Below are 22,196 nucleotides of genomic sequence, written 5' to 3'. Positions count from 1 at the left end.
CAGGCCCGCTCGGCCACCTCTACGGCGGCCTCGCGGACCTGGTCGCATTACTCGTCCGTCGCCGCTAGCAGCTGACGGTGAGGTGGAACGGGCGGTCGGCCACCGTGCCGTCCGCGGCGCGGGTGACGACCGAGACCGTCTTCTTGTCGGCGCCCAGCTCCGTCGCCACGGCGCCGGAGTTGTCGATGACCTGCTCGGTCCCCTGGATCGCGCACGCCGAGATGTCGTTGGCGAACGTGACCGTGTAGCGGCCGTCGCCCGTGGCGTCGGCCGCAGCCGTCGCCCCGCGCTTGCCGCCGAGCGTGCCGTCAGCGGCGACCGCCGCGAACGAGGTCAGGCCCTGCGCCGTCGCGACGGCGTCGGTGTGGGCGGCGTCGGTCGCGGCTTTCTGGATCTCATCGGCGGACTTGCCGTCGACCTGGTCGGCGTTCAGGCCCGTGGCGACGCCGGTCGCGTTCGTGGTGAACGGCGCGGCCTTGGTGTTGCCCGACTCGATGCGGCCGACCTCGGTGCCGCCGTTGGACGAGAACTCGAACGCGCGGCCGTCGGCCAGGTTGGAGCCGCGGACGCAGGGCTCGTTGCCCTTCTCGGTGCCGCCGAGCTTGGAGCGGCAGCCGTAGATGGCGCCGCCGCCGTTGTCGGACTTGTTGGACTGGCGGGTGCCGTAGCCGCCGGTGTTGGCGATGATCTGCGTCTCGGAGGACAGCGCCTGCGAGCCGTTGGCGCCGGGGTTGCGCTTGCCGAGGAGCAGCGTCTTGCCTTCACCGGACGCCATCGCGAAGGACGAGGCGAGCAGGCCGATGATCACCGCGGACGACAGCACGAGGCCGGTCCGGGAACGGAGCTTGCGGAACATGGGGTGGAACCCTCCCTGTCTGGTTTCCTGTCTGAGGAACCAACTGGGCCGACAGCCCAAGGTTGCGGTGCGGTGTCCGCGATTGCTCACCTTGCAACGACTCGTGTCGTTCAGCGATTAGCGAAGTAGCGCGAAGATCGGCCACGGCCCCGGGATGCCGCGCAGCTCGTGCGCGCCGCGCATCTCGAAGTCCAGGCCGGACCCGACGACCGTGCCGTAGACGGTGCCAGAGGTGAGGATCTCGTCCGGTCCGGCCATGTCGCAGACGCGCGCGGCGATGTGCACGGCCATGCCGCCGACGTCGCCGCCGATCAGCTCGCACTCGCCCGTGTGCAGCCCGGCGCGGATCTGGATCCCGAGCGCGCGGACGGCGCCGACGGCCGTGCGCGCGCAGCGCAGCGCGTCGGACGGCGGACCTTCGAAGGCGGCGATGTAGCCGTCGCCGAGCGTCTTCACCTCGCGCCCGCCATAGCGCTCCACCTCCCGGCGGATCGCGTTGTCATGGGCGCTGAGGAGGTCGCGAAAGCGGGCGTCGCCCATCCGCGCGGCGTGGCCGGTCGCGTCGACGATGTCGGTGAAGAGGATCGTCATCAACCGCCGTTGCAGGCCGGACGTGGCGGTGCGCGAGCCGGTCAGGAACTCCTCGATCTCGCCGAGCAGCGCCTCGTGGTCGCCGACCATCGGCAGCGAGTCGACGCCGGGCAGCTCGACCAGCCGAGCGCCCGGGATCCCGGCCGCGGCCAGGCGCGAGTGGCCGATGTCGATCAGCCGGTCGCCGGTACGGTGCAGGATCAGCGTGGGGACGCGCAGCCCGGGCAGCAGCGGCCGGACGTCGACGCCCTGGAGGTTGGCCGCGACTCGCAGGAAGCCCGAGGGCGTGGCGGACTGGCGCTCCAGACGGCCCATCCACGTGCGCATGCGGGCGTCGTCGGCGACCGACGGGGCCAAGTTCTCGATGTTGGTCCCGCTGCCCCAGCGCTCGCCGAGCCGCGCGATCCGCTCGACGCGCTCCTCGGGCGTGTCGGCCCAGTCGGCCTGCGCGTCGCGCTCGGTGACCATGATCGAGGCGTAGAGGACGAGCGCGAGCGTCCGGTCGGGCCGGCGCGCTGCGTACTGCACGGCCAGCGGCCCGCCCGCGGCGTAGGCCTGGACGACGACGCGGTCCGCACCGGCGGCGTCGAGCACCGCGTCGAGGTCGGCGACCTCCTCCTCGAGCGTGAGCTGTCGCCCGTGCTCGAGCCGGTCGCTGAGCCCGAGCCCGCGGCGGTCCATCAGGATCACGCGCGCGATCGACCCGAGCCGCTCCCACCACCGCCGCAGCCCGGGCTCCTCCAGCATCACCTCGATGTGCGACGCGATCCCGCCGAGGAAGACGAGGTCCACCGGCCCGTCGCCGAGCACCCGGAACGCCAGGCTGACGTCGCCGTTCTGCGCCCACTGGACGTCGCCCTCCTCCATGGCGGAGGAGCTTACGCCGGTGAGAGCAGGCGCTCCGTGACCGGGTCGACCAGGTGCGCGGGGTCGCCGCGCAGCAGCCAGCCGTCCTCGGTGCGTTCCAGCAGACGCTCGCGACCGAGGTCGCCCAGCGCGGAGGTCACGGACGGGCGCCGGGCGCCGACGAGGCGGGCCAGCGCGGAGTGGGTCAACCCCATGGGGATGAGGACGCCGTCGGGGGTGACGCGGCCCCAGCGGTCGGCCAATGTCCAGAGCGCGAGCAGCAGGCGATCCTCGAGGCGGACGAGCTGGTTGATGACCAGGCGCGTCGCGAGACCACGGTTGCGGCGCGTTGCACGGGCGAAGAGCGCGTCGACGATCGACGGGTAGCGCAGCGAGGTGGCCAGGAAGCGCTGGTCGAGGATCGCCAGGCGCAGCGGCTCCAGGACCATCCAGCGGGCCGCGAACGGCAGCTCGCCGGTGGCGGCGTCGGCGTCCCACGGGCGCAGGATGTCGCCGGTGCCGAGCACCTCGGTCGACGCGCGCCGGCCGAGGTCGAGATCACGCAACAGGAGGCCGTCGAGGATCAGCAGCCCCAGCGGCGACGTCCCGGGGTCGACGGCCCCTGCCGCGTCCCAGCGTCCCGGACCAACCCGCAACACCTCCGCGACGAGCTGATGACGCGCCCGGTCGCGCTCGTCGACCGCGAGACCGTCTCCCAATTCGGGATCGGCATCGAGCAGGCGTACGAGATCGCGGGCGGCCACTGCCCGCCGCTGGCTGCCCTGGCGGGGTTCGGACTAAACGCAACTGGCGTGCGGATGGGCGCTGAGCGGGTAGCCAGAAGCGATGGTCGAGATGCCACCTGCACCGCCCACGCCGGCCCCGCCTGCGCCTACGCCGCCTCCGGGGGCGCCGGATCCGGAGCCGGGGCCTCCGGGGCCACCGCCGAGTGATCCGCCGCAGATCTGAGGGTTGGTTGGTGGTGGCTGGCTGGCTGGCTGGCGTCCAGTGCGGGGCGCTGGTCGGTGTTGCGGGGCGGGGTCTGTCGGCACCGAAGGGCGTGAGGCCGTTGTGGCGTGGCGACCGCTTGGGGTGTGGATCGTCGCGTGTGGTGCCGCCACCGCCGGGGCGGAAAAGCGCATCAAGACATCAGACTCGGCCTCCCACGGCGGTCCCTCGACCGCCGGGGTTCGAGGGACCAGGGTTTCGGAGATCCGGGTCGCTGCAACCGGAATATGTCCGGCTCAAGCGACCCGCACCTCGAAATCCGGGATCCGGGTCGCTGAAAGCTGCATATGCCAGCTCGGAGCGACCCGCACCCCGAAACCGGGATCCGGGTCGATTGAGCGTCGATATACGACGCTAAAACGACCCGAACCCCCAAACGCACGCCCTTCGGGCCCGAACCCTCAAACCCCAGGGCCGACGAACGCCCCATGAGGCCCGCATTCATGTCTTGATGCGCTGTAAATCCCCGCCGCCGGATTCGCCCGAGGCGACCATCCACACCGCTAGCGGCGGCCACGCCTCAACGGCCTCACGCCCTTCGGTGCCGACAAACCACGCCCCGCACCGCCCTCAACGCCCCGCACTGGGCGCCACCAACGCCCGCAGCAAAGCCCTCACCCCCGCCGCATCAACCGCCCCACCGCCGCCATCAGCTCATCCGTCCGCTCCTGGCGCTGCGCACCATCCTCCGCCCCCATCACGCAATGCGCCGCGTGCTGGTCCAGCAGCCCCAGCGCCACTTTGTCCAGCGCCGCCTGCACGGCGCTGATCTGCGTGAGCACGTCGATGCAGTAGCGGTCCTCCTCGACCATGCCCTCGATGCCGCGCACCTGGCCCTCCACGCGCCGCAGGCGCTTCAACAGCTGATCCTTGGAGGCGGTGTATCCGCGGGTGTCGGCCATACGATCACGATACCGCCCGGGGGTACCCCACCGATAGGGTCCCGCCCGTGCCTCAGCCGATCTTCGACGGCCACCACGATGCGCTCACGCACCGCGACCACGCCGGGATCGTCACCGGTCGCGAGGGCGGGCACTTCGACCTGCCGCGCGCTGCGGCCGGCGGGCTGGTCGCCTCGATGTGGGCGATCTTCTGCCATGGCGAGGACACCAACTTGGACTTCGCGCCCAACCCTGGCGGCGGTTATGACGTGCCGCTGGACCCTGAAGTCCCCCACCCCGCCGCCGCGGCCGAGGCGACGACCTACGCCGGCCGCCTCATCGCCCTCGAGCACGCGGGCGACATCCGGATCGCACGCTCGATCGACGACCTCGACGCCGCCGCCGACGGCTCCGGGCCGCCCGCAGCGGTCATGCACCTCGAAGGTGCCGAGCCGATCGACACGACCCTCGAAGCCCTCGACACCTGGCACGCGATGGGCCTGCGCTCGATCGGCCCGGTCTGGTCGCGCCCCAACCGCTTCGGCCACGGCGTCCCGTTCCGCTTCCCGTCGACCCCCGACACCGGCGAGGGCCTCACGCCCGCGGGCCGCGCGCTGGTGACCAAGTGCGAGGCCTTGAAGATCGCCGTCGACGTGTCGCACCTCAACGCCCGCGGCTTCTGGGACGTGGCGGAGCTGACCGGCCGCCCGGTGATCGCCACCCACTGCGGTGCCCACGCCGTCGCGCCCGCCTCGCGCAACCTCACGGACGACCAACTCGATGCCATTGGGTCGAGCGGCGGCATCGTCGGCATCCCCTACATCGTGGACTTCCTGCGCGCCGACGGGACCATGGACCCCAACACGCCCCTGAGCACCGTCGTCGCCCATGTGCGACATGTCGCCGACCGCATCGGCGTCGACCACGTCGGCTTCGGCAGCGACTTCGACGGCGGCGTCATCCCCGACCCGATCGGCGACGCCGCGGGCCTGCCCGGCCTCCTCGAAGCGCTGGCCGACGACGGCTTCACACCCGAGGACATCAACAAGATCGCCTGGTCCAACTGGCGCCGCGTGCTCGCGGCCGCCTGGGCCTAGTACGGCACTTCAGCCGTCAGACGCGCCGTCGAGGCCGTCGTCAAGCGGAAGTCCAACGTCTCGACCGCGTCCGGGACCTCTTCGGGCCGCACGCCGTGCGAGTACAGGAAGCCCTGGCCGACGTCGCAGCCCAGCGACTCCACGACCTGGGCCTGCATCTCGGTCTCGACGCCCTCGGCGACGATCGTGAAGCCCAGCGTCCGCGCCATGTCGCAGACCGCGCGGACGATCGCCGCCGCCTGGCGCGACGACGCCAAGGACGTGATGAACCCGCGGTCGAGCTTGAGCACGTCTAACGGCAGGTCGCGCAGACACGCCAGCGACGACTGGCCGACGCCGAAGTCGTCCAGCGCGATCCGCACGCCGCCAGCGGTGAGCGCGTCGAGCGTCGCGTTGGCGACGTCCGGATCGTCCATCACCGCCGACTCGGTGACCTCGAGCACGAGCTGCTCGGCGGCCAGGTCGCGCTCGTCCAGCGCAGCGAAGACCTGCTCGGCCAGACCCGGCCGCGACAGCTGCACGCGCGACACGTTGACCGACATGGACATGTCGCCCAGCGCGAGGCCGGCGTCACGCCAGCGCCGCAGCTGATCCAACGCCTCGTTCAACACCCAGCGGCCCAACGGCTCGATCAGCCCGTGCTGCTCGGCGAGCGGGATGAACCGACCGGGCGGGATCTCGCCGCGTTCGGGATGCGTCCAGCGCACAAGCGCCTCGAACGACGTCGCGCGACGCTCCTCGAAGCGCACCATCGGCTGGTAGACAAGGCGCAGGCCGCCCTCGTCGATCGCGCGCCGCAGGTCGTTGGTGAGCGCGACGCGCTCGACGGTCTCGGCGCGCATGTGGTCGTCGAAGATCTCGTAGTGGCCGCGACCGCTGCGCTTGGCGCGGTACATCGCGACGCCGCCGTCGCGGACGAGGTCCTCCCCGTCCAGCAGCACGCCCGGGCCGGCGAGCGCGATCCCGATCGACGCGGTCGGGCGCAGCTCCACGCCTGCGACGTCGACCGGCATCGAGACGACCTCGAGCAGGCGCTCGGCGATCGCAACCGACTCGGTGACCTCGTCGAGGCCTTCGCAGAGGACGGCGAACTCGTCGCCGCCGAGCCGCGCGAGCGTGTCGGACGGGCGCAGCGCCTCGGACAGCCGCGGCGCGAGCGAGCGCAGCAGCGTGTCGCCAGCGCCGTGACCGAGCGAGTCGTTGACGCCCTTGAAGTCGTCGAGGTCGACGTAGAGCATCGCGACCCAGCCCTCGGCGCGCCGGCGGTGGCGGGCGAGCGCGAGGCGCAGGCGGTCGAGCAGCAGCGCGCGGTTGGGCAGCTGGGTGAGCGGGTCGTGCAGCGCCTGATGGCGGACCGAGCGCTCAGCGGCGAGGCGGCGCAGCGCGCCGGTCAGGACGTTGGCGACCGACTGCAGGAACGCGAGGTCATCGGAGTCAAACGCGCGCTGCTCGGTGGAGTGGATGCCGAGGACGCCGTAGAGCGCGTCGCCTTCGCCCGCGACCGGCACCGTGACCGACGAGGCGATCCCGGCGGCGACGAGATCGCGGACGTCGAAGCGGGTCTCGGAGGCGGTGTCGTCCACGACGACCGGGCCGAGTTGCGCGACGGTGTGCATCGCGTGCCGGCCGTCGAGCGGTGCGGTGATGACGTCGCCCGGACCTGCGAGCCCGGCGCCGGTGCCGGAGACCAGCACGAGGCCGCTGCCGTCTGATTCGAGCGCCGCGAGGCCGACGAGCGAGACGCCGAGCTCCTCGGTGATCGTCGTGACGGTCGCGCGGGCGAGCGCGTCGAAGTCCTGCTCGGTGATCGCGCGCTGGGAAAGACGGGCGAGCGCGGTCTGCTGGGCGGCGCGGCGGCGTACGGCCTCCTCGGCGGCGCGGCGCGCGGTGATGTCCTCGAGCTGGCCGATCGCGTACAGCGGCGTGCCGTCGGCGTCACGGACGAGCGAGATCGTGGTCGCGCCCCACAGCGTGGTGCCGTCGCCGCGCAGGTAGCGGCGGTCCCGCTTGTAGCGGTCGGTCTCCCCGGCGCTCAGGCGCGCGAAGTCGTCGCTGCGTGCGGCGACGTCGTCCGGGTGCGAGACGTCGACCATGCCACGGCCCGCCAGCAGGGCGTCCTCCGACGTCCGCAGCAGAGCCGCCAACTCGCGGTTGACCTTGTGCAGCTTGCCGTCGAGCCCGATGATCGCCATGCCGACGCCCGCCTCCTCGAAGGCGATGCGAAAGCGCGTCTGGGCGGCGTGCAACTGGCCGGAGTCGTGCTCCGGTGCGCGGACAGGATCCACCAGATCTGGTAGTCGGTCGTACCCCTTGCGTTCTGAAGCCCACCTCCCCGACGGCACTCCCGTGGTCATCCGCCCGCTGACAACCGACGACGGCGACGAGCTCAAACGCGGCCTCGAGCACCTCTCACCGGCCAGCGCTTACCGCCGCTTCCTCGGCACACCGCCGACGCTGAACGGCACGACGCTGAAGTACCTCACCGACGTCGACCACATCAACCACGAAGCCCTCGGCGCCGCGGATCCGAAGACCGGCCACGGCATCGCCATCGCCCGCTTCGTCCGCTCCACGGACGACCCAACCCACGCCGAGATCGCCCTCGCCATCGCCGACGCCTGGCAGCACCGCGGCCTCGGCTCCCTACTCCTCGACGCCCTCGCGGCGCGCGCCCGCGCCGTCGGGATCACGACCTTCACCGGCCTCGTCCTGGCCGACAACGTCGCCATGCTCAAGCTCTTCGAGCGCCTCGGACCGACCACGCACCACCCGGCGGGCGCCGGGACCGTGGAGGTCACGACCGATTTTTTGAGCATCCGGTAACGCCTCCACACTGACGACGTGCCCCCTTACACGACGATCACAACGCGCTTCGAGCTGACGCGTCCGTCGTCTCGCTACTCGGACTACATGTTTGCGCCTCAGGTCCTACACCAGCTGGCTGAACACTTTAAGTCCGGGCGCATGCCAGTGCAGTTCAACCACGATCCTACCCATCGTCTCGACGGTCGCGTAATCGATGCAGAGGTCGTCTCACTCCCCAACGGGGAGACGGCAATCGACGTGACTGTCGAGATCGAACTCGGCGACTGGCAAGAAGTCCAAGACGCCGTGGCGGCAGAAGGCGGTCCGGGCGGGTTCTCATTCAGCATGAGCAGCAGCCTGGTGCGGTCGGACCCAGCCCGGGAAGCCTCCGTGACACTCGCGGCAGATCCCGCGGCGTGGACACAGGACCAACTCGAAGATGCGCGGGTTCTTCTCGACGCCGTCGTCCCAACCGATTCGGCGCTTCTGTTCCAGTTCAGCGCGGCCGTCGAGATCGCGACAATCGCACTCGTCCTCACTGACATCGCAACGGGTGTGCTCGGCAACGCGGCCTACGACGCGATCAAGCTATTAGTGCGAGCGCGCGCTCCGAAGGGAATGACACGCGTCGAGATCAGACGTCCTATGGCTGACGGAACCGAGGTGATTGCCGTGGTCGTCACAGACGATCCCGATATCGCCCAACAAGCGCTCACATTGCTTCCGGAGATGCAAACGCAGCCAGTCATCCTGTTTGATGACGACAGCTGGGACTGGCCGGAGGGCTGATGCCTAGCTCAGCTTGATCATCCCGTGCTTGATGCGGGTGTAGTCCTCGAGCGCATAGATGGAGAGGTCCTTGCCGTAGCCGGACTCCTTGAAGCCTCCGTGGGGCATCTCGGAGAGGAAGGGAAGGTGGTCGTTGACCCAGACGCAGCCGAAGTCGAGCTGGCGGATGGCGTTCATGGCCTGGGCGACGTCGCGGGTCCAGACGGAGGCGGCGAGGCCGTAGGGGACGTCGTTGGCGTACTCGATCGCCTGGTCGGCGGAGTCGAGGCGCTGGACGGTGACGACGGGGCCGAATATCTCGGACTGGACGACCTCGGACTTCTGCCCCACGTTGGTGATGATGGTGGGGTCGACGAAGAAGCCGGCGTCGCGCCCGGCAGAGCCGCCGGTGACCAGCTCAGCGCCGGACGACGTCGCGCGGTCCAAGAACCCCAAGATGCGCTCCTGCTGGCGCGCGCTGATCACGGGGCCCATCTCGACCTGTTCGCCCTCGGCGGGGTCGCCGACGACCAAAGACGAGGCGGCGGCGGCCAGTTCCTCGACGAGCGCGTCGTAGATCTCCGGCACGGCGAGGACGCGTGACGCCGCGGTGCAGTCCTGGCCGCTGTTCAAGAACGACGCCACCCGCAGCGACTCCGCGACGGCCTTGACGTCCGCGTCGGCGAAGACGACGACCGGCGCCTTGCCGCCGAGCTCCAAGTGCACGCGCTTGAGCGTGTCCGCCGCGGTGCGCGCGATGTTCTTGCCGGTGCCGACGGAGCCGGTCAGCGAGACGAGCGAGATCTCCGGGTGCTCGACGATGTGCTGCCCCACTCCCGGCCCGTCGCCCGTCACCACGTTCAAGACGCCCGGCGGCAGCACCTCCGCGACCAGCTCGGCGTAGCGCAGCGTCGAGATCGGCGTCAGCTCCGACGGCTTCAACACAACGACATTGCCTGCCGCCAGCGCCGGCGCGATCTTCCAGATCGCCATCATCAACGGGTAGTTCCACGGCGCGATCTGCCCGACGATCCCGAGCGGCTCCCGGCGCACGAACGACGTGTAGCCCTCGCCGTACTCTCCGGTCGCCTGGCCCTGCATCGTCCGCGCCGCGCCCGCGAAGAAGCGCAGCTCGTCAGAGCAGATCGGCATCTCCTCAGCCGCCAGCGAGTTGGGCTTGCCGACGTTGGCGATCTCCAGCGCCGCCAACTCCTCGGCGTGCGCGTCCAAGACATCCGCCATCGCCAACAAGAGCTCTTGGCGCTTCGCCGGAATCGTGTCGCGAAAGCCGATCCGCGCCTCGCGCGCCGCCGCGACCGCCCGCTCGACGTCAGCCGCGCCGCCCTCCGGCACGCGCGCGATGACCTCGCCCGTCGCGGGGTTCAGGACCTCGCGCGTCGCGCCTTCAACGCCCTCGACCAGCTCGCCGCCGACCAGGTTCTTGAACTCGGGAATCGACACGGTGCTCATTGGATCAGGCCACTCCAGCCGTCGTGCCGACGCCCATGTGGACGCCCGCGTCGCTCAACACGTCGTTCAACCGCGCCACGATGTCGTCCAGCACCTCGACGTCGCTGATCAGCGGCGGCGCGATCTGCAGGACGGCGTCGCCGCGGTCGTCGGCGCGCGCGATCAGCCCCGCCTCACGCAGCCGCCCGGGCAAGAAGCCCCGCAGCAGCTTGTCGCGCTCGCCCTGGTCAAAGCGCGTGTTCTCATCGTCCTTGACCAGCTCCATCGCCCAGAAGAACCCGTCGCCGCGGACGTCGCCGACGATCGGCAGGTCCTTCAAGACGGCCAGCTTGTCGGCCAGAACCGGCGTCAAGGCGCGCACGTTCTCCAGCACGCCCTCTCGCTCGAAGATGTCCATGTTCTTGAGCGCCATGGCCGCCGCCAGCGGATGCCCGCCGAACGTGATGCCGTGCCGCAGTACCGCGCCGGCCTCGACGATCGGGTCGATCACCGCGTCACGCGCGAGCACCGCACCCATCGACCCGTACGCGCTGGTCAGGCCCTTGGCCAAGGACACCAGGTCGACCGTGATGCCCTCGCGGCCGGACGCCACCCACTCGCCCATGCGCCCGCACCCGGCGATGACCTCGTCGGCCATCAACAAGATCCCGTACTTGTCCGCCAACGCCCGCAGGCCCTGCCAGTAGCCGCGCGGTGCCTTCAGCGCGCCGCCCGCGTTCTGGATCGGCTCGGCGATGATCAGCGCGACCTCGTCGGGCCCCGCGGCCACGATCGCGTCCTCCATCTCCTTCAACAACGACGCCGTGAACGCGTCCTCGTCGACGACCGGTCCGCCGTCCGGCCCGCCGCGGAACAAGTTGGTGTTGGACACGTGCGTGACGTCGATCGGCGCCGGCGCGAACGGCTCTTTAAACCGCGCCACGCCGGTGAACGACAACGCCCCCAGGGTCACCCCGTGGTAGGCAATGTCACGCGCGATCGCCTTGCGGCGCTGCGGCTGCCCGATCGCGATGTAGTGCTCGCGCACGATCTTCCACGCGGCCTCGACCGACTCCGACCCGCCGCTCGTGAAGAACACGCGATTGAGGTCGCCCGGCGCGACGGACGCCAGCCGCGCCGCCAGCTCGATCGACGCCGGGTGCGCCGTGCCCCAGTTGGTGTTGAACGCCAGCGTGGTCAGCTGCGCCGCTGCGGCGGCCGCCATCTCCTCGCCGAACGAGTAGCCGAGCTGCGCGCAGAACAAGGACGACAACGCGTCGACGTACTTGTTGCCCTTGGTGTCGAAGACGTACGGCCCTTCGCCACGCTCCAACACCAATAGGTCCTCCACGCTCTGCTTGGAGAAGTGCAGCAGCAGGTGCTCAGAAGCCGCCTGCTGGAGCTCGTCGTGCGTCATGCCGCCCATCGTGAGGTGACCACCTTCTTGCGGGTGTAGAACTCGACCGCGTCGCGGCCGTTGGCGTGGAGGTCTCCGTCGATGGAGTCCTTCCAGCCGGAGAACGGGAACCAGGCGACCGGCGCCGCCACACCGACGTTGACGCCCACCATGCCGGCCTCGACGCCGTACCGATAGGCGCGCGCCGCGCCGCCGGACTCGGTGAAGATCACGGACGCGTTGCCGTACCGCGAGGAGTTGACGAAGGCAATGGCCTCGTCAAGATCCGACGCGCGCACCAGCGTCAGCACCGGCCCGAACAGCTCGTCGGTGATGACCTTGTGCCCCTCGGGCGCGTCGTCGAGGATCGTCGGCCCCAGCGAGCAGCCGCCCGGCCCCGCGTCGCCGCGGCCGTCCAGGACGACCCGCGCGCCGTCGGCCTCGGCCGCTCCGATGTCCGCCACCAGCCGCTCGCGCTGCGCCGGCGAGACGACCGGGCAGACGTCGGTCTCGGGATCAAGGCCCGCGCCGACCCGCAGCGCGCTCGCCGCCGCCACGATCCGGTCGCGCGACGCGTCCTGCTCGGCGGCCGTGCCCACGAGGACCGCCAGGGACCCCGCCAGGCAGCGCTGCCCCGCGGCGCCGAAGGCCGAGCCCATCACGCCGTCGACCATCAACTTGGGGTCGGCGTCGGGCATGACCACCATGGAGTTCTTCGCGCCGCCCAGCGCCTGGACGCGCTTGCCGTTCTCGGCACCGCGCGTCGCCACGTAGCGCGCCGTCTTCGCCGACCCCACGAACGAGATCGCGGCCACGCCCGGGTGGTCGAGCAGCCCGTTGACGACGTCGTGCGCGCCGTGCACCAGGTTGATCAACCCCTTCGGGAACACGCCCAACCCATTGGCCAACTCGACGATCCGCTCGCCCGCCAGCGGATCCTGCTCGGACGGCTTCAAGATGAAGGCATTGCCCGCCGCCACCGCGTAGGGCAGGAACCACAGCGGGATCATCGCCGGGAAGTTGAAGGGGGTGATCGCCGCCACGACGCCGACCGGCTGGCGGACGAGCTCGACGTCGACGCCGGTCGCCACGCCCTCCAGGTTCTCGCCCTTCAAGAGGTGCGGCATCCCGATCGCCGCCTCGCAGGACTCGATCCCGCGCCCCACCTCGGCCGACGCGTCGTCCAGCGTCTTGCCCATGTCGCGCGCGACCAGCTCGGCCAGCTCGGCGCGGTGCTCGTTCAGGACGTCGCGCAGCGCCATCACGGCGCGGGCGCGGACCAGCGGCGACGTGCGACGCCAGCCCGGCAGGGCGGCACGCGCGGCCTGCACCGCGGCATCAACGTCGGCGGCCGTCGACAGCGGCACGACGGCGAGCAGCTCGCCCGTCGCCGGGTCGCGGTCCTCGAGCACATCGGAGCCCGCAGCGGGCGCCCACGCGCCGCCGATGTAGTTGGCCAGCGTGCGGACGTCGGTGGAGGTGGGGACAGCGGTCGAGGTCATCGACCCACAGGCTCCCGGTCACCCCCGGGATCGCGCAATAGGCGCCCCGTCCCAAGCTGCGCCCCGCGAACAGACAGAACGTCTACTCGACCTGCCGCCGGGCCTCGATCGCGACCTGGAAGTCCAGCAACACCCGCGGATCAGACAACTTCCGGCCGAGCACGTCCTCCAGGCGCTTGAGCCGGTCGTAGAGCGCCTGGCGGTTGAGGTGCAGCGCCCGCGCCGTCTCGGCCTTGCGCCCGCCGTTAGCGCACAGCGCCTCCAGCGTCGGCAGCAGCGCGTGCTTGCGCCGAGCGTCATGGGCGATCACCGGCCCGAGCGTCGCCGCGACGTACTCGGCCAGCTCGGCGCGGTCGCGCCAGCGCCACAGCAGGCGATCGAGTCCCATCGCGGTCGCGTCGTGCCACAGCCGCGGTGCGACCCGCGCCGCCGCCGCGCCGCTGTCGGCCGCGTCGCGCAGCCCGGCGGCGACCGCGTCCCAACCCTGAGCCGCGGCGCCCACCGCGACGACCGTGCCGGTACCCAGCACCTCCGCCACCCGATCGGCCACCCCACCGCGCACGTCGCCCGCCCGCAGCCCGAGGACCACCAACAACACCTCGCCGCCCGCGTCGACGCCGATCAACGCCGGACGGCCCAGACCCGCCACGCCCTGCTCGACCTCGCGCAGGACCTCGGTCCACGCCCCGCCGCTACGGCCGTCGCCACCCCGCCGCGCCACGACCGGCAGCAGCGCCACCGCGTCGCGATCGACGAAGCCCATCGCCCGCGCCCGCGCCGCCGCCTCGGCCGCCGAGATCCGCCCCGCCGCCAGCTCGCCGAGCAGGTCCCCGCGCCCGCGCGCCAGCAGCTCCTCCTCCTGCCGCGTCCGCAGCAGCGCCAGCGCGACGATCCCGGCGCAGCGCTCCGCGGCCAACACGGCAAAAGAAGCATCCAAGGGACCATCCACCGGCAGGATGACCACGCGCCCGCCGCCCGCCACCGAGGCAACAACCCCAACATCTCCACCAGCCTGCGACCACGCCGCGACGGGATCGACGCCCGACGGCCCGGTCGCATGGAACAACAGCCGCCCGTCCCCCGCTTCCAAGACCACCGGGTTGCCCACCGCCTCGGCCAGTAGTGCGAGCACGCCCGGGATCCCGCCACCACCGAGCATCAGCTCCGTGAACGCCGACTGCAGCTCCTCGGCGCGGCGGAGCAAGTCGTAGTGGTGGTTGACGATCTCGGTGTGGATCGCCTCGGTTACCGCCACGAACGGGACCGCAGCGTGCAGCTCGACCAGCGGCAGCGCCGCCCGCTCGGCCGCGGCCACCAAAGCCCCCGGCAGCTTCTGCGCATACGTATGGCCCAACTCGATGACCAACGCCGCGACCTCCCGCGCCGCCAGCTCGGCCACGAACCGGCGCTGGTCGGCCGCGCGCGGGCCGATCCCCATCCCGGTCGTCAGCAGCAGCTCGCCGCCGCGCAGCAGCGACGCCATGTTCGGGACCTCGCCCGCGTGCACCCAGCGGATCGGCCGGTCCAGCCCGCTCGCGCCCGCGACGACCTCCGGCAGCCCGCGGCGCAGCGCCGGCAGCTCCAGCGCGGCGGCGACGGTGATGCGCGGTGGAGCGGCCGGACCCGACACAACGTCCAGTCTGGCAGCCGCTCCACCCAAAGGGTCAGCCGAACCGATCCGGGTCCGGCCCGACGCGCTCGCCGCGGTCCAGCCCCGCGATCGCGTCCATCTCGCCCGCGCTCAGCTCGAAGTCGAAGACCTGCGCGTTCTCGGCGATCCGCGACGGCGTCGCCGACTTCGGGATCGCCACGTTGCCGAGCTGCACGTGCCAGCGCAGGATCACCTGCGCGACCGACTTGCCGTGTGCGCCCGCGATCCCGGCGAGCGTCGTGTCGCTCAGGAACGACCCGCCCTGCGCCAGCGGCGACCAGGCCTCCGTGGCGATCTGCGCCTGCGCGTGGAACGCGCGCAGCTCGCCCTGCGCCAGCCACGGGTGCAGCTCGACCTGGTTGATCGACGGCGACACGCCGGTCGCCTCGATGATCGCCTCCAGGTGCGGGATCTGGAAGTTCGAGACCCCGACCGCGCGAGAGAGCCCCTCCTGCTGGAGCTCCAGCAGCGCCTCCCACGTCTCGACGTACAACCCCTGCTTGGCCGACGGCCAGTGGATCAGGTACAGGTCGACGTACTCCAGCCCCAGACGCGACAGGCTGTCGGCCAGAGCGCCCGGCGCGCTCTCGCGCCCCTGGGCGTCGTTCCACAGCTTGGTGGTCACGAACACCTCGTCGCGCGCCAACCCCGACGCCGCCAGCGCCCGCCCCACGCCCTTCTCGTTGCGGTAGATCGCGGCGGTGTCGATGTGGCGGTAGCCGAGCTCCAGCGCCTGGGTGACCGCCCGCTCGGTGTCATCGTCCGGGATCTGGAAGACGCCGAAACCGAGCTGCGGGATGGTGACGTCGCCGCCGAGGTCGACGGAAGGGATCGCGCTCATGACACGCCACCCTAGGACGTCGGCTGAGCAACCCCTAGATGTTGTCCCCGCCAAACGCCTCGGCGACCGAGTCGTCGGTGAAGATCCGGTGGATCGTGTCGGCCAGCAGGTCCGCGCACGAGACCACCCGCACGATCGGCGGCGCGCCGGCTGGCAAGGGCACCGTGTCGGTCACCAACAGCTCGTCGAGCCCCAGCTCGGCCACCGCGTCCAGCGTCCCCGGGCTCAACACCGGGTGCATCGCGACCGCGCGGATCGCCCGCGCCTCCCCATCCCGCAGCGCCCGCACCGCGGCGCCCAGCGTCCGGCCCGTGTCGAGGATGTCGTCCACGACGATCGCGCAGCGCCCCGAAACCTCGCCGATCACGCGGTGCTTCGGGTTGTCGGCTTCCGGATCGAGGATCGCCAGCTCGGCGCCCAACAAGGTGGAGAACTTCTTGGCCAGCTTCACGCGACCGGCGTCGGGCGCGACCACGACCGCGTCGGACGGCAGCCCCTCGCGCGCCGCGTCAGCCAGCGCGTGCATGGCGGTCATGTGGTCGACCGGCACGCGGAAGAAGCCCTGTGCCTGGCCGGTGTGCAGGTCGACGGTCAGGACGCGGTCGACGCCGACCGACTCCAGCATCCGCGCGACCGCCCGTGCGCTGATCGGCTCGCGCAGCCGCGACTTCATGTCCTGGCGCGAGTAGCCGAACCACGGGATCACCGCGATCACGCGGTGCGCCGACGCGCCGACGGCCGCGTCGACCAGGAGCACCAGCTCCATCAGCGCGTCGTTGAGCGACAGCGTCCCGTCGCGCGTAGACGCCAGCGACTGGATCAGGAACACGTCGGCGCCGCGCACCGATTCCTCGTAGCGGCAGTACATCTCGCCGCTGGCGTAGGTCTGGAGGTCGACCGGCCCGGCCTCCACCCCCAGCAGGTCGGCGATCGAGCCGGCCAGCGCGGTTGAGCTGCGCCCCGCGAAGAGCATGAGGCGCTTGTCGTAGTCCAGGGGAAGGTGGGTCGTCACGGGTACCGGCGATTGTTCCAGGGGCGGCCTGCGGACCACTCAGCGCCCTTTCGGTGCAACTTCGTGCAGTTTTTCTGCGCAAAGGCTGGTCAGGTCGTCCATGTGCCGTTTTCGATCCAATGAGACGGGCAACGCTGAACCGTCACATGGCCCGCCTTCAGCTTCCCGCGACGCAGCCGACGACGCATCCGCTGCTGACGCACGTGGCCCACCAGGCTTGCCGGACGACCACTTCGGCGGCCGTCGCGATCACGCGCTCCGCAGCGGCCGCCGAAGATCACGAGCTGCTGGCCGCAGCCGGCGACGTCGACATGCTCGGCGAGCTGTCGGTCCCCGACCGCGCGCTGCTCGACCGCGGCGGCCTCGTCGTCGCGCGCGACAGCGCCTCCGCCCTGCTCCTGCTCGGCGAGGGCGCCATCGCCTGGGGCACGCTGACCCTGCTGCGGCCGGGGATGCGCCGCGGCCGCGTCCTGCACGAGACGCTCGACGACCTCGCCACGCTCGCGACCGAGGCGCTGCGCGCCGCCGAGGCCGAACGCCGCCTGGCCGAGACGCTGGAGGCCTCGGTCGGTTCGCTGGCCACGCTGCTCGGCCTGCGCGACGGCTACACCGGCCGCCACTCAGACACCGTCGTCGACCTCTGTGAGGGCGTCGCGCGCCGCGTCGGCGTGACCGGCGCCGAGATGGCCCACCTCCACATCGCCGCCCACCTGCACGACCTCGGCAAGATCGGCGTGCCCGACCAGATCCTCCACAAGCCGGGGCCACTGAACGACGCCGAGTGGTCGATCATGCGCGAGCACCCGGTCTGGGGCGCCCAGGCGCTGGAGGCAATCCCGGGCTTCAAGGAGGCCGCGCTGGCGGTCCGACACCACCATGAACGCTGGGACGGCACGGGCTACCCCGACGGCCTGGCCGCCGAGGCGATCCCGATCGGCGCGCGCGTGATCGCGGTCTGCGACGCCTACGAGGCGATGACCTCACACCGCCCCTACCGCGAGGCGCTGCCCGAGCCGTTGGCGCGCGAGCGGATCGTCGCCGGAACCGGGTCGCACTTCGACCCGGCGGTGGTCTGGGGCCTGCTCGACGCGCTCGCGTCGGGATCCGGGTCGCCGTAGCGTCGATATTCGACGCCGAAGCGACCCGGATCCCCGCATTCGCGCCGGCTTACGACGCCACGTTCGCGCAGACGGCGTAGGCGTAGAGCGTCCAGCCGATGCCGGTGGCGGCGGGCTCGACGGCCTGGACGTACCAGGAGGTCGGGTTCGGGACCGCGCCGGGCGCGCTGACGACGGCGCGCGCGTTCGTCTCGCCGGAGATCACGTGGCCGCCGCCGGTGACCTTCTTGCCCGGAGGGCAGTGAGCCTCGGCGGACTTGACGGTGAAGGCGCCGCCGACGCTGGCGGCGTAGATGACCTCCAGGCCGTTGAGGCCGCCGGCGGGGCCCTGCGGACCGGCAGGACCAGCCGGGCCGGTGGAGCCCGCCGGCCCCTTGGGTCCGGCCGGCAGCTGGCCGGCCTTGAAGTCGGAGGCCAGCAGCGACCCGTTCTGAACCTTGGGCGAGCTGACGGCGTTGTCACGCAGCTGAACGGGTCCGACGCTGTCGGGCGGGAGCTTGATCGCCGCGTAAGCGCTGCCACTGAGCGCCACGAACAGCGCGAGCGTCGCCGTGACGTTGGAGTAGCTCAGACGGGTCCTAACGGTGTTCAACACTGGGGGCTCTCTCTCGTAGAAGGGACCGCTGACCGGTGCGGGACCCTCTCACGTCTCCGGTCGACCGCGCAACCACGTCGATCGACCTGTCGCGACGCAGGAGCCCGCCGCCCCCTGTTAGGGTTGCCTAACGAGATGGCCGCCGCCTCTGCTGCGCAGACACGTCCGTTCCCCCTCCACACCGGCATCGCCACCGTCACCGCGGTTGAGCGGATCACGCCGCAGATGGCGCGCATCACGCTCGGCGGAGATGCCGTCGCGGGCTACCCCAACGAGGAGCCCGGCGAGATCCTCACGCTGATCTGGCCCGCCGAGGGCGCGTCGGATCCCGTCCTTCCGCTGAAGGGCACCTGGCGCTTCCCGCCCGAGGCGCCCGAGCAGCACGCCCGGAACTACACGATCCGCGCGTATGACCGCGACACGCCGGCGCTGACGATCGACGTCGTCCTGCACGGCGACGGAGCGATCGCCTCGCGCTGGGGCGGCAGCGTGCAGCCCGGCGACCGGATCGGCGTCGCCGGCCCGCGCACCCACTTCATCACGGACCCAGAAGCCGACTACACCTTGCTCGTCGGCGACGAGACCGCGTTGCCGTCGATCGCCGCCACGCTGGAGCGCCTCCCGGCCGGCCACCACGCGTTGGCCTACATCGAGGTCGCCGACGCGGACGAGCGCCAGGACCTAGAGCCCCGCTGCGACGCCGAGATCACCTGGATCCACCGCGACGGCGACCCCGCCGGCTGCTGCCCGAAGCTCCTGGACATCCTGCGCGCCGCCACGCTCCCGGACGGCCGCGCCAAGGTCTGGGTCGCGGGCGAGTCGCTCGCCGTCCGTGCGCTGCGCGAGCACCTGCGCGACGTGCGCGGCCTGCCGATCGGCCCGATGCAGGCGATCGGCTACTGGAAGCACCGCACCACCCCGGACGACGTCGACGCCGACGAAAGCTGACGTTGCCGCTCGGAAGGTCCACGTCGACCCGCGCGCTGGGCCTGCTCCTCGCGCTGGCCGCGCTCGCGTTCATCCTGTTGTTGTCGATCTCGGTCGGCGCCAAGCCAATCCCATTGCATCGCGTCTGGGAGCTGCTGTTCCACAACGACCACTCCGAGGACGCGGTCGTCGTGCACGACCTGCGGATCCCGCGGACCATGTTGGGGATCTTGGTCGGCGCCGCGCTCGGCGTCGCCGGCGCGTTGATGCAGGCCTTGACCCGCAACCCGCTCGCCGACCCCGGGCTGCTCGGCATCAACGCCGGCGCGGCGACCGCGATCGTCCTCGGCGTCGCGCTGCTCGGGATCACGAGCGCCACCCAGTACGTGTGGTTCGGCTTCGTAGGCGCGGCACTCGCGGCGATCCTCGTCTACGGGATCGGCGCGCAGGGGCGCAGCGGCGCGACGCCCGTCCGACTGGCGTTGGCCGGCACCGCCGTCACCTTCGCGCTCAACGCCGTGATCAACGGCGTCACGATCGTCGACACGCGCGTGCTGGAGCGCTACCGCTTCTGGCTGGTCGGCGCGCTCGGCGGCCACGACACCGACGTCGTCTGGCAGATCGCGCCGTTTCTGATCGTCGGCCTCGTGCTGGCCCTGGCGATGGCGCGGCCGCTGAACGCGCTGGCGCTCGGCGAGGACGCGGGTCGCGCGCTCGGGGCGCACGTCGGCCGAACGCGCGTCGCGGGCGCGGTCGCCGTCACGCTTCTGTGCGGCGCGGCGACCGCTGCGGCCGGGCCGATCGTGTTCATCGGGTTGACCGTCCCGCACGTCGCCCGCGCGCTGTGCGGCCCCGACCAGCGCTGGGTGATCCCGTACTCGGCGGTGCTCGCCCCCGCCTTCCTGCTGGCCGCCGACGTCATCGGTCGTGTGATCGACCGGCCGGGAGAGATCGAGGTCGGCGTCGTGACCGCGATCCTCGGCGGGCCCATCTTCGTCGCGCTGATCCGCCGCTCGCGGATCGCCCAGCTGTGATCGGCGCGGTCGCCGGCCGTCTCCCGGTGCCGGTCCGCCGGTTCGCCCCAGCGCGCACGCTCACGGTCGTCGTAGCGCTCACGCTCGTCACCGTCGCGCTGCTGGTGATCGCGGTCGGCACCGGCGACTACCCCATCTCGCCCGGCGACGTGGTCAAGACGCTGCTTGGCCAGGGCGACAGCGCCACCGAGTTCGTGGTCGAGACGCTGCGCCTGCCGCGCGCGCTGACCGGGATCCTCGCCGGCGCCGCGCTCGGCGCCGCGGGCGCGATCTTCCAGTCGATCGCGCGCAACCCGCTCGGATCGCCCGACATCATCGGGTTCACCGCGGGCTCCGCGGCGGCCGCGGTCTTCGAGATCACGGTGATCGGCGGCGGGACCGTCGCGATCGCGGCCGGCTCGACCGTCGGCGGCCTGATCACCGCGCTGTTGGTGTACGGGTTGGCCTGGCGCCGCGGCGTGTCGGGTTACCGGCTCGTACTCATAGGCATCGGGATCAGCGCGATGTTGGAGGCGACGGTCAACTACCTGCTGACGCGCGGCAAGATCGAGGACGTGCAGGCCGCGTCGGTGTGGCTGACCGGCTCGCTGAACGGCCGCGGCTGGGAGCACGTGTGGCCGACGCTGGTCTGCCTGGCCGTGCTCATGCCGCTGACGATGCTGCTGCAGCGCGACCTGCGGATGATCGAGATGGGCGACGAGGGCGCCAAGGCGCTCGGCGTCGCGGTCGAGCGCTCCAGGTTGATGAACCTGCTGGTCGGCACGCTGCTGACCGCGGTGGCGACCGCCGCCTGCGGCCCCGTGACGTTCGTCGCGCTCGCCGCGCCGCAGATCGCGCGGCGCCTGACCGCGGCGACCGGCCCAGGCGTCATGACCGCCGCGCTGACGGGCGCGGTGCTGATGCTCGCGGGCGATGTGCTCGCACAACGGCTATTCCCGTCGACCCCGCTGCCGGTGGGCGTCCTCACCGGCGCGCTCGGCGGCCTGTACTTGATGTGGTTGTTGGCCCAAGAGGCACGGAGGAACCGCGCATGACCCGGCTGCTCGGCGAGAGCCTGACGTTGTCCTATGACGACCGCACGGTCGCCGCCGACCTCGACGTCACGATCCCGGACGGGGCGTTCACGGTCGTCGTCGGCCCGAACGCGTGCGGCAAGTCCACCATGTTGCGCGCGCTGGCGCGGATGATCAAGCCGCGCCAGGGACAAGTGCTGTTGGATGGTCAGGCGATCACGTCGCTGCCGTCCAAGGAGGTCGCGCGGCGGCTCGGGCTGCTGCCGCAGTCCTCGATCGCACCGGACGCGATCACGGTCGCCGACCTCGTCGCCCGCGGGCGCTATCCCCACCAGGGGCTGCTGCGACAGTGGTCAAAGGACGACGAGGCGGCGGTGTCCTCCGCCATGGCCGCCACGCGCGTCAGCGACCTCGCCGAGCGCGCGGTCGACGAGCTGTCCGGCGGCCAGCGCCAGCGCGTGTGGCTGGCGATGGCGCTCGCGCAAGAGACGCCGTTGCTGTTGTTGGACGAGCCGACCACGTTCTTGGACATCACCCACCAGATCGAGGTGTTGGACTTGTGCGCGGAGCTGCACGAGGACCAGGGCCGGACGCTGGTCGCGGTGCTGCACGATCTGAACCACGCCTGCCGTTACGGCACGCACCTGATCGCGATGCGCGACGGGGAGATCGTCGCCGAGGGCGACCCGCAGGAGATCGTCGACGCCGAGCTGGTCGAGGCGGTCTTCGGCTTGCGCTGCAAGGTGATCGCGGATCCCGAGACGGGAACCCCGCTGGTGGTGCCCGCCGCACGCCGCCGATAGCGT

The 22,196-nt window shown here is 71.5% G+C and carries 20 protein-coding genes; 8 read left to right on the top strand and 12 right to left on the bottom strand.

Going from position 1 to position 22,196, the window contains the following annotated elements:
* Positions 1-64: 64 nt before the first annotated feature.
* The 4 genes from ACT01A_RS24900 to ACT01A_RS24885 all read right to left on the bottom strand — a co-directional run bounded on the left by ACT01A_RS24900 (position 65) and on the right by ACT01A_RS24885 (position 4,203).
* Positions 65-856, bottom strand: a complete 792-nt coding sequence (locus tag ACT01A_RS24900; protein WP_445149808.1) for a hypothetical protein — start codon at positions 854-856, stop codon at positions 65-67.
* 117 nt (positions 857-973) lie between these two features.
* Positions 974-2,314 carry an alpha/beta fold hydrolase gene (locus ACT01A_RS24895; RefSeq protein ID WP_445149807.1) on the bottom strand — a complete coding sequence of 447 codons (1,341 nt, stop codon included), beginning with the start codon at positions 2,312-2,314 and terminating at the stop codon, positions 974-976.
* A gap of 11 nt (positions 2,315-2,325) precedes the next feature.
* Positions 2,326-3,057 carry a helix-turn-helix domain-containing protein gene (locus tag ACT01A_RS24890; RefSeq protein ID WP_445149806.1) on the bottom strand — a complete coding sequence of 244 codons (732 nt, stop codon included), beginning with the start codon at positions 3,055-3,057 and terminating at the stop codon, positions 2,326-2,328.
* Between the two features lie 858 nt (positions 3,058-3,915).
* On the bottom strand, positions 3,916-4,203 hold the full coding sequence (locus ACT01A_RS24885; RefSeq protein ID WP_445149805.1) for a metal-sensitive transcriptional regulator: 288 nt from the start codon (positions 4,201-4,203) through the stop codon (positions 3,916-3,918).
* A 47-nt stretch (positions 4,204-4,250) separates the two neighbouring features.
* Between ACT01A_RS24885 and ACT01A_RS24880 the strand changes: the two genes are divergently transcribed.
* Complete coding sequence (locus ACT01A_RS24880; protein ID WP_445149804.1) at positions 4,251-5,279, top strand: dipeptidase; 1,029 nt, start codon at positions 4,251-4,253, stop codon at positions 5,277-5,279.
* On the opposite strand, the gene ACT01A_RS24875 is transcribed toward ACT01A_RS24880, so the two are convergent.
* Positions 5,276-7,564, bottom strand: a complete 2,289-nt coding sequence (locus tag ACT01A_RS24875; protein ID WP_445149803.1) for a sensor domain-containing protein — start codon at positions 7,562-7,564, stop codon at positions 5,276-5,278. The two genes, ACT01A_RS24880 and ACT01A_RS24875, sit on opposite strands and share 4 nt — an antisense overlap.
* Before the next feature lie 25 nt (positions 7,565-7,589).
* On the opposite strand from ACT01A_RS24875, the gene ACT01A_RS24870 reads away from it, so the two are divergent.
* Positions 7,590-8,102, top strand: a complete 513-nt coding sequence (locus tag ACT01A_RS24870; RefSeq protein ID WP_445149802.1) for a GNAT family N-acetyltransferase — start codon at positions 7,590-7,592, stop codon at positions 8,100-8,102.
* A gap of 18 nt (positions 8,103-8,120) precedes the next feature.
* Positions 8,121-8,873, top strand: coding sequence for a hypothetical protein (locus ACT01A_RS24865; protein ID WP_445149801.1), 753 nt, complete (start codon positions 8,121-8,123; stop codon positions 8,871-8,873).
* A gap of 3 nt (positions 8,874-8,876) precedes the next feature.
* On the opposite strand, the gene ACT01A_RS24860 is transcribed toward ACT01A_RS24865, so the two are convergent.
* The 6 genes from ACT01A_RS24860 to ACT01A_RS24835 form a co-directional block, all read right to left on the bottom strand.
* Complete coding sequence (locus ACT01A_RS24860; protein WP_445149800.1) at positions 8,877-10,322, bottom strand: aminobutyraldehyde dehydrogenase; 1,446 nt, start codon at positions 10,320-10,322, stop codon at positions 8,877-8,879.
* A gap of 4 nt (positions 10,323-10,326) precedes the next feature.
* Entirely contained in the window at positions 10,327-11,718 is a 1,392-nt protein-coding gene (locus tag ACT01A_RS24855) for an aminotransferase class III-fold pyridoxal phosphate-dependent enzyme (RefSeq protein ID WP_445149799.1), read from the bottom strand.
* Entirely contained in the window at positions 11,715-13,199 is a 1,485-nt protein-coding gene (mmsA, locus tag ACT01A_RS24850) for a CoA-acylating methylmalonate-semialdehyde dehydrogenase (protein WP_445149798.1), read from the bottom strand. The genes ACT01A_RS24855 and mmsA overlap by 4 nt, the downstream gene beginning before the upstream one ends.
* Before the next feature lie 82 nt (positions 13,200-13,281).
* Positions 13,282-14,829: a PucR family transcriptional regulator gene (locus ACT01A_RS24845; protein WP_445149797.1), complete on the bottom strand. Its 1,548-nt coding sequence runs from the start codon at positions 14,827-14,829 to the stop codon at positions 13,282-13,284.
* Positions 14,830-14,863: 34 nt separating this feature from the next.
* Positions 14,864-15,691, bottom strand: coding sequence for an aldo/keto reductase (locus tag ACT01A_RS24840; RefSeq protein ID WP_445149796.1), 828 nt, complete (start codon positions 15,689-15,691; stop codon positions 14,864-14,866).
* 34 nt (positions 15,692-15,725) lie between these two features.
* Entirely contained in the window at positions 15,726-16,685 is a 960-nt protein-coding gene (locus tag ACT01A_RS24835) for a ribose-phosphate diphosphokinase (protein ID WP_445152865.1), read from the bottom strand.
* Positions 16,686-16,849: 164 nt separating this feature from the next.
* On the opposite strand from ACT01A_RS24835, the gene ACT01A_RS24830 reads away from it, so the two are divergent.
* Entirely contained in the window at positions 16,850-17,821 is a 972-nt protein-coding gene (locus tag ACT01A_RS24830) for an HD-GYP domain-containing protein (RefSeq protein WP_445149795.1), read from the top strand.
* A 49-nt stretch (positions 17,822-17,870) separates the two neighbouring features.
* On the opposite strand, the gene ACT01A_RS24825 is transcribed toward ACT01A_RS24830, so the two are convergent.
* The gene (locus ACT01A_RS24825; protein WP_445149794.1) at positions 17,871-18,416 is read right to left on the bottom strand and encodes a hypothetical protein; all 546 of its coding nucleotides are present in this window, start codon (positions 18,414-18,416) and stop codon (positions 17,871-17,873) included.
* Positions 18,417-18,551: 135 nt separating this feature from the next.
* Here ACT01A_RS24825 and ACT01A_RS24820 point away from each other — a divergent pair, with 135 nt between their 5' ends.
* The 4 genes from ACT01A_RS24820 to ACT01A_RS24805 are packed head-to-tail and all read left to right on the top strand — an operon-like array spanning position 18,552 to position 22,193.
* Positions 18,552-19,364 (top strand): siderophore-interacting protein, encoded by an 813-nt coding sequence (locus ACT01A_RS24820; RefSeq protein ID WP_445149793.1) that lies wholly within the window; start codon positions 18,552-18,554, stop codon positions 19,362-19,364.
* A complete protein-coding gene (locus ACT01A_RS24815) occupies positions 19,361-20,377 on the top strand; it encodes a FecCD family ABC transporter permease (protein WP_445152864.1) in 1,017 nt (338 codons plus the stop codon). The genes ACT01A_RS24820 and ACT01A_RS24815 overlap by 4 nt, the downstream gene beginning before the upstream one ends.
* Positions 20,374-21,411, top strand: a complete 1,038-nt coding sequence (locus ACT01A_RS24810) for a FecCD family ABC transporter permease (RefSeq protein WP_445149792.1) — start codon at positions 20,374-20,376, stop codon at positions 21,409-21,411. Before ACT01A_RS24815 ends, ACT01A_RS24810 begins: the two co-directional genes overlap by 4 nt.
* Positions 21,408-22,193, top strand: coding sequence for an ABC transporter ATP-binding protein (locus ACT01A_RS24805; protein WP_445149791.1), 786 nt, complete (start codon positions 21,408-21,410; stop codon positions 22,191-22,193). Before ACT01A_RS24810 ends, ACT01A_RS24805 begins: the two co-directional genes overlap by 4 nt.
* Positions 22,194-22,196: the final 3 nt, after the last annotated feature.

The sequence above is a fragment of the Baekduia sp. Peel2402 genome (genome assembly GCF_052567285.1).
The sequence above is the reverse complement of the archived record's forward strand: the minus strand, read 5'-3'. Positions and strand labels throughout refer to the sequence as shown.

What these genes read in the sequence shown, in the direction of transcription:
- ACT01A_RS24900 (WP_445149808.1), bottom strand. Translation starts at nt 856, where the DNA reads ATGTTCCGCAAGCTCCGTTCCCGGACCGGCCTCGTGCTGTCGTCCGCG.
- ACT01A_RS24895 (WP_445149807.1), bottom strand. Translation starts at nt 2,314, where the DNA reads ATGGAGGAGGGCGACGTCCAGTGGGCGCAGAACGGCGACGTCAGCCTG.
- ACT01A_RS24840 (WP_445149796.1), bottom strand. Translation starts at nt 15,691, where the DNA reads ATGAGCGCGATCCCTTCCGTCGACCTCGGCGGCGACGTCACCATCCCG.
- mmsA (WP_445149798.1), bottom strand. Translation starts at nt 13,199, where the DNA reads ATGACCTCGACCGCTGTCCCCACCTCCACCGACGTCCGCACGCTGGCC.
- ACT01A_RS24855 (WP_445149799.1), bottom strand. Translation starts at nt 11,718, where the DNA reads ATGACGCACGACGAGCTCCAGCAGGCGGCTTCTGAGCACCTGCTGCTG.
- ACT01A_RS24830 (WP_445149795.1), top strand. Translation starts at nt 16,850, where the DNA reads ATGGCCCGCCTTCAGCTTCCCGCGACGCAGCCGACGACGCATCCGCTG.
- ACT01A_RS24860 (WP_445149800.1), bottom strand. Translation starts at nt 10,322, where the DNA reads ATGAGCACCGTGTCGATTCCCGAGTTCAAGAACCTGGTCGGCGGCGAG.
- ACT01A_RS24820 (WP_445149793.1), top strand. Translation starts at nt 18,552, where the DNA reads ATGGCCGCCGCCTCTGCTGCGCAGACACGTCCGTTCCCCCTCCACACC.
- ACT01A_RS24805 (WP_445149791.1), top strand. Translation starts at nt 21,408, where the DNA reads ATGACCCGGCTGCTCGGCGAGAGCCTGACGTTGTCCTATGACGACCGC.
- ACT01A_RS24885 (WP_445149805.1), bottom strand. Translation starts at nt 4,203, where the DNA reads ATGGCCGACACCCGCGGATACACCGCCTCCAAGGATCAGCTGTTGAAG.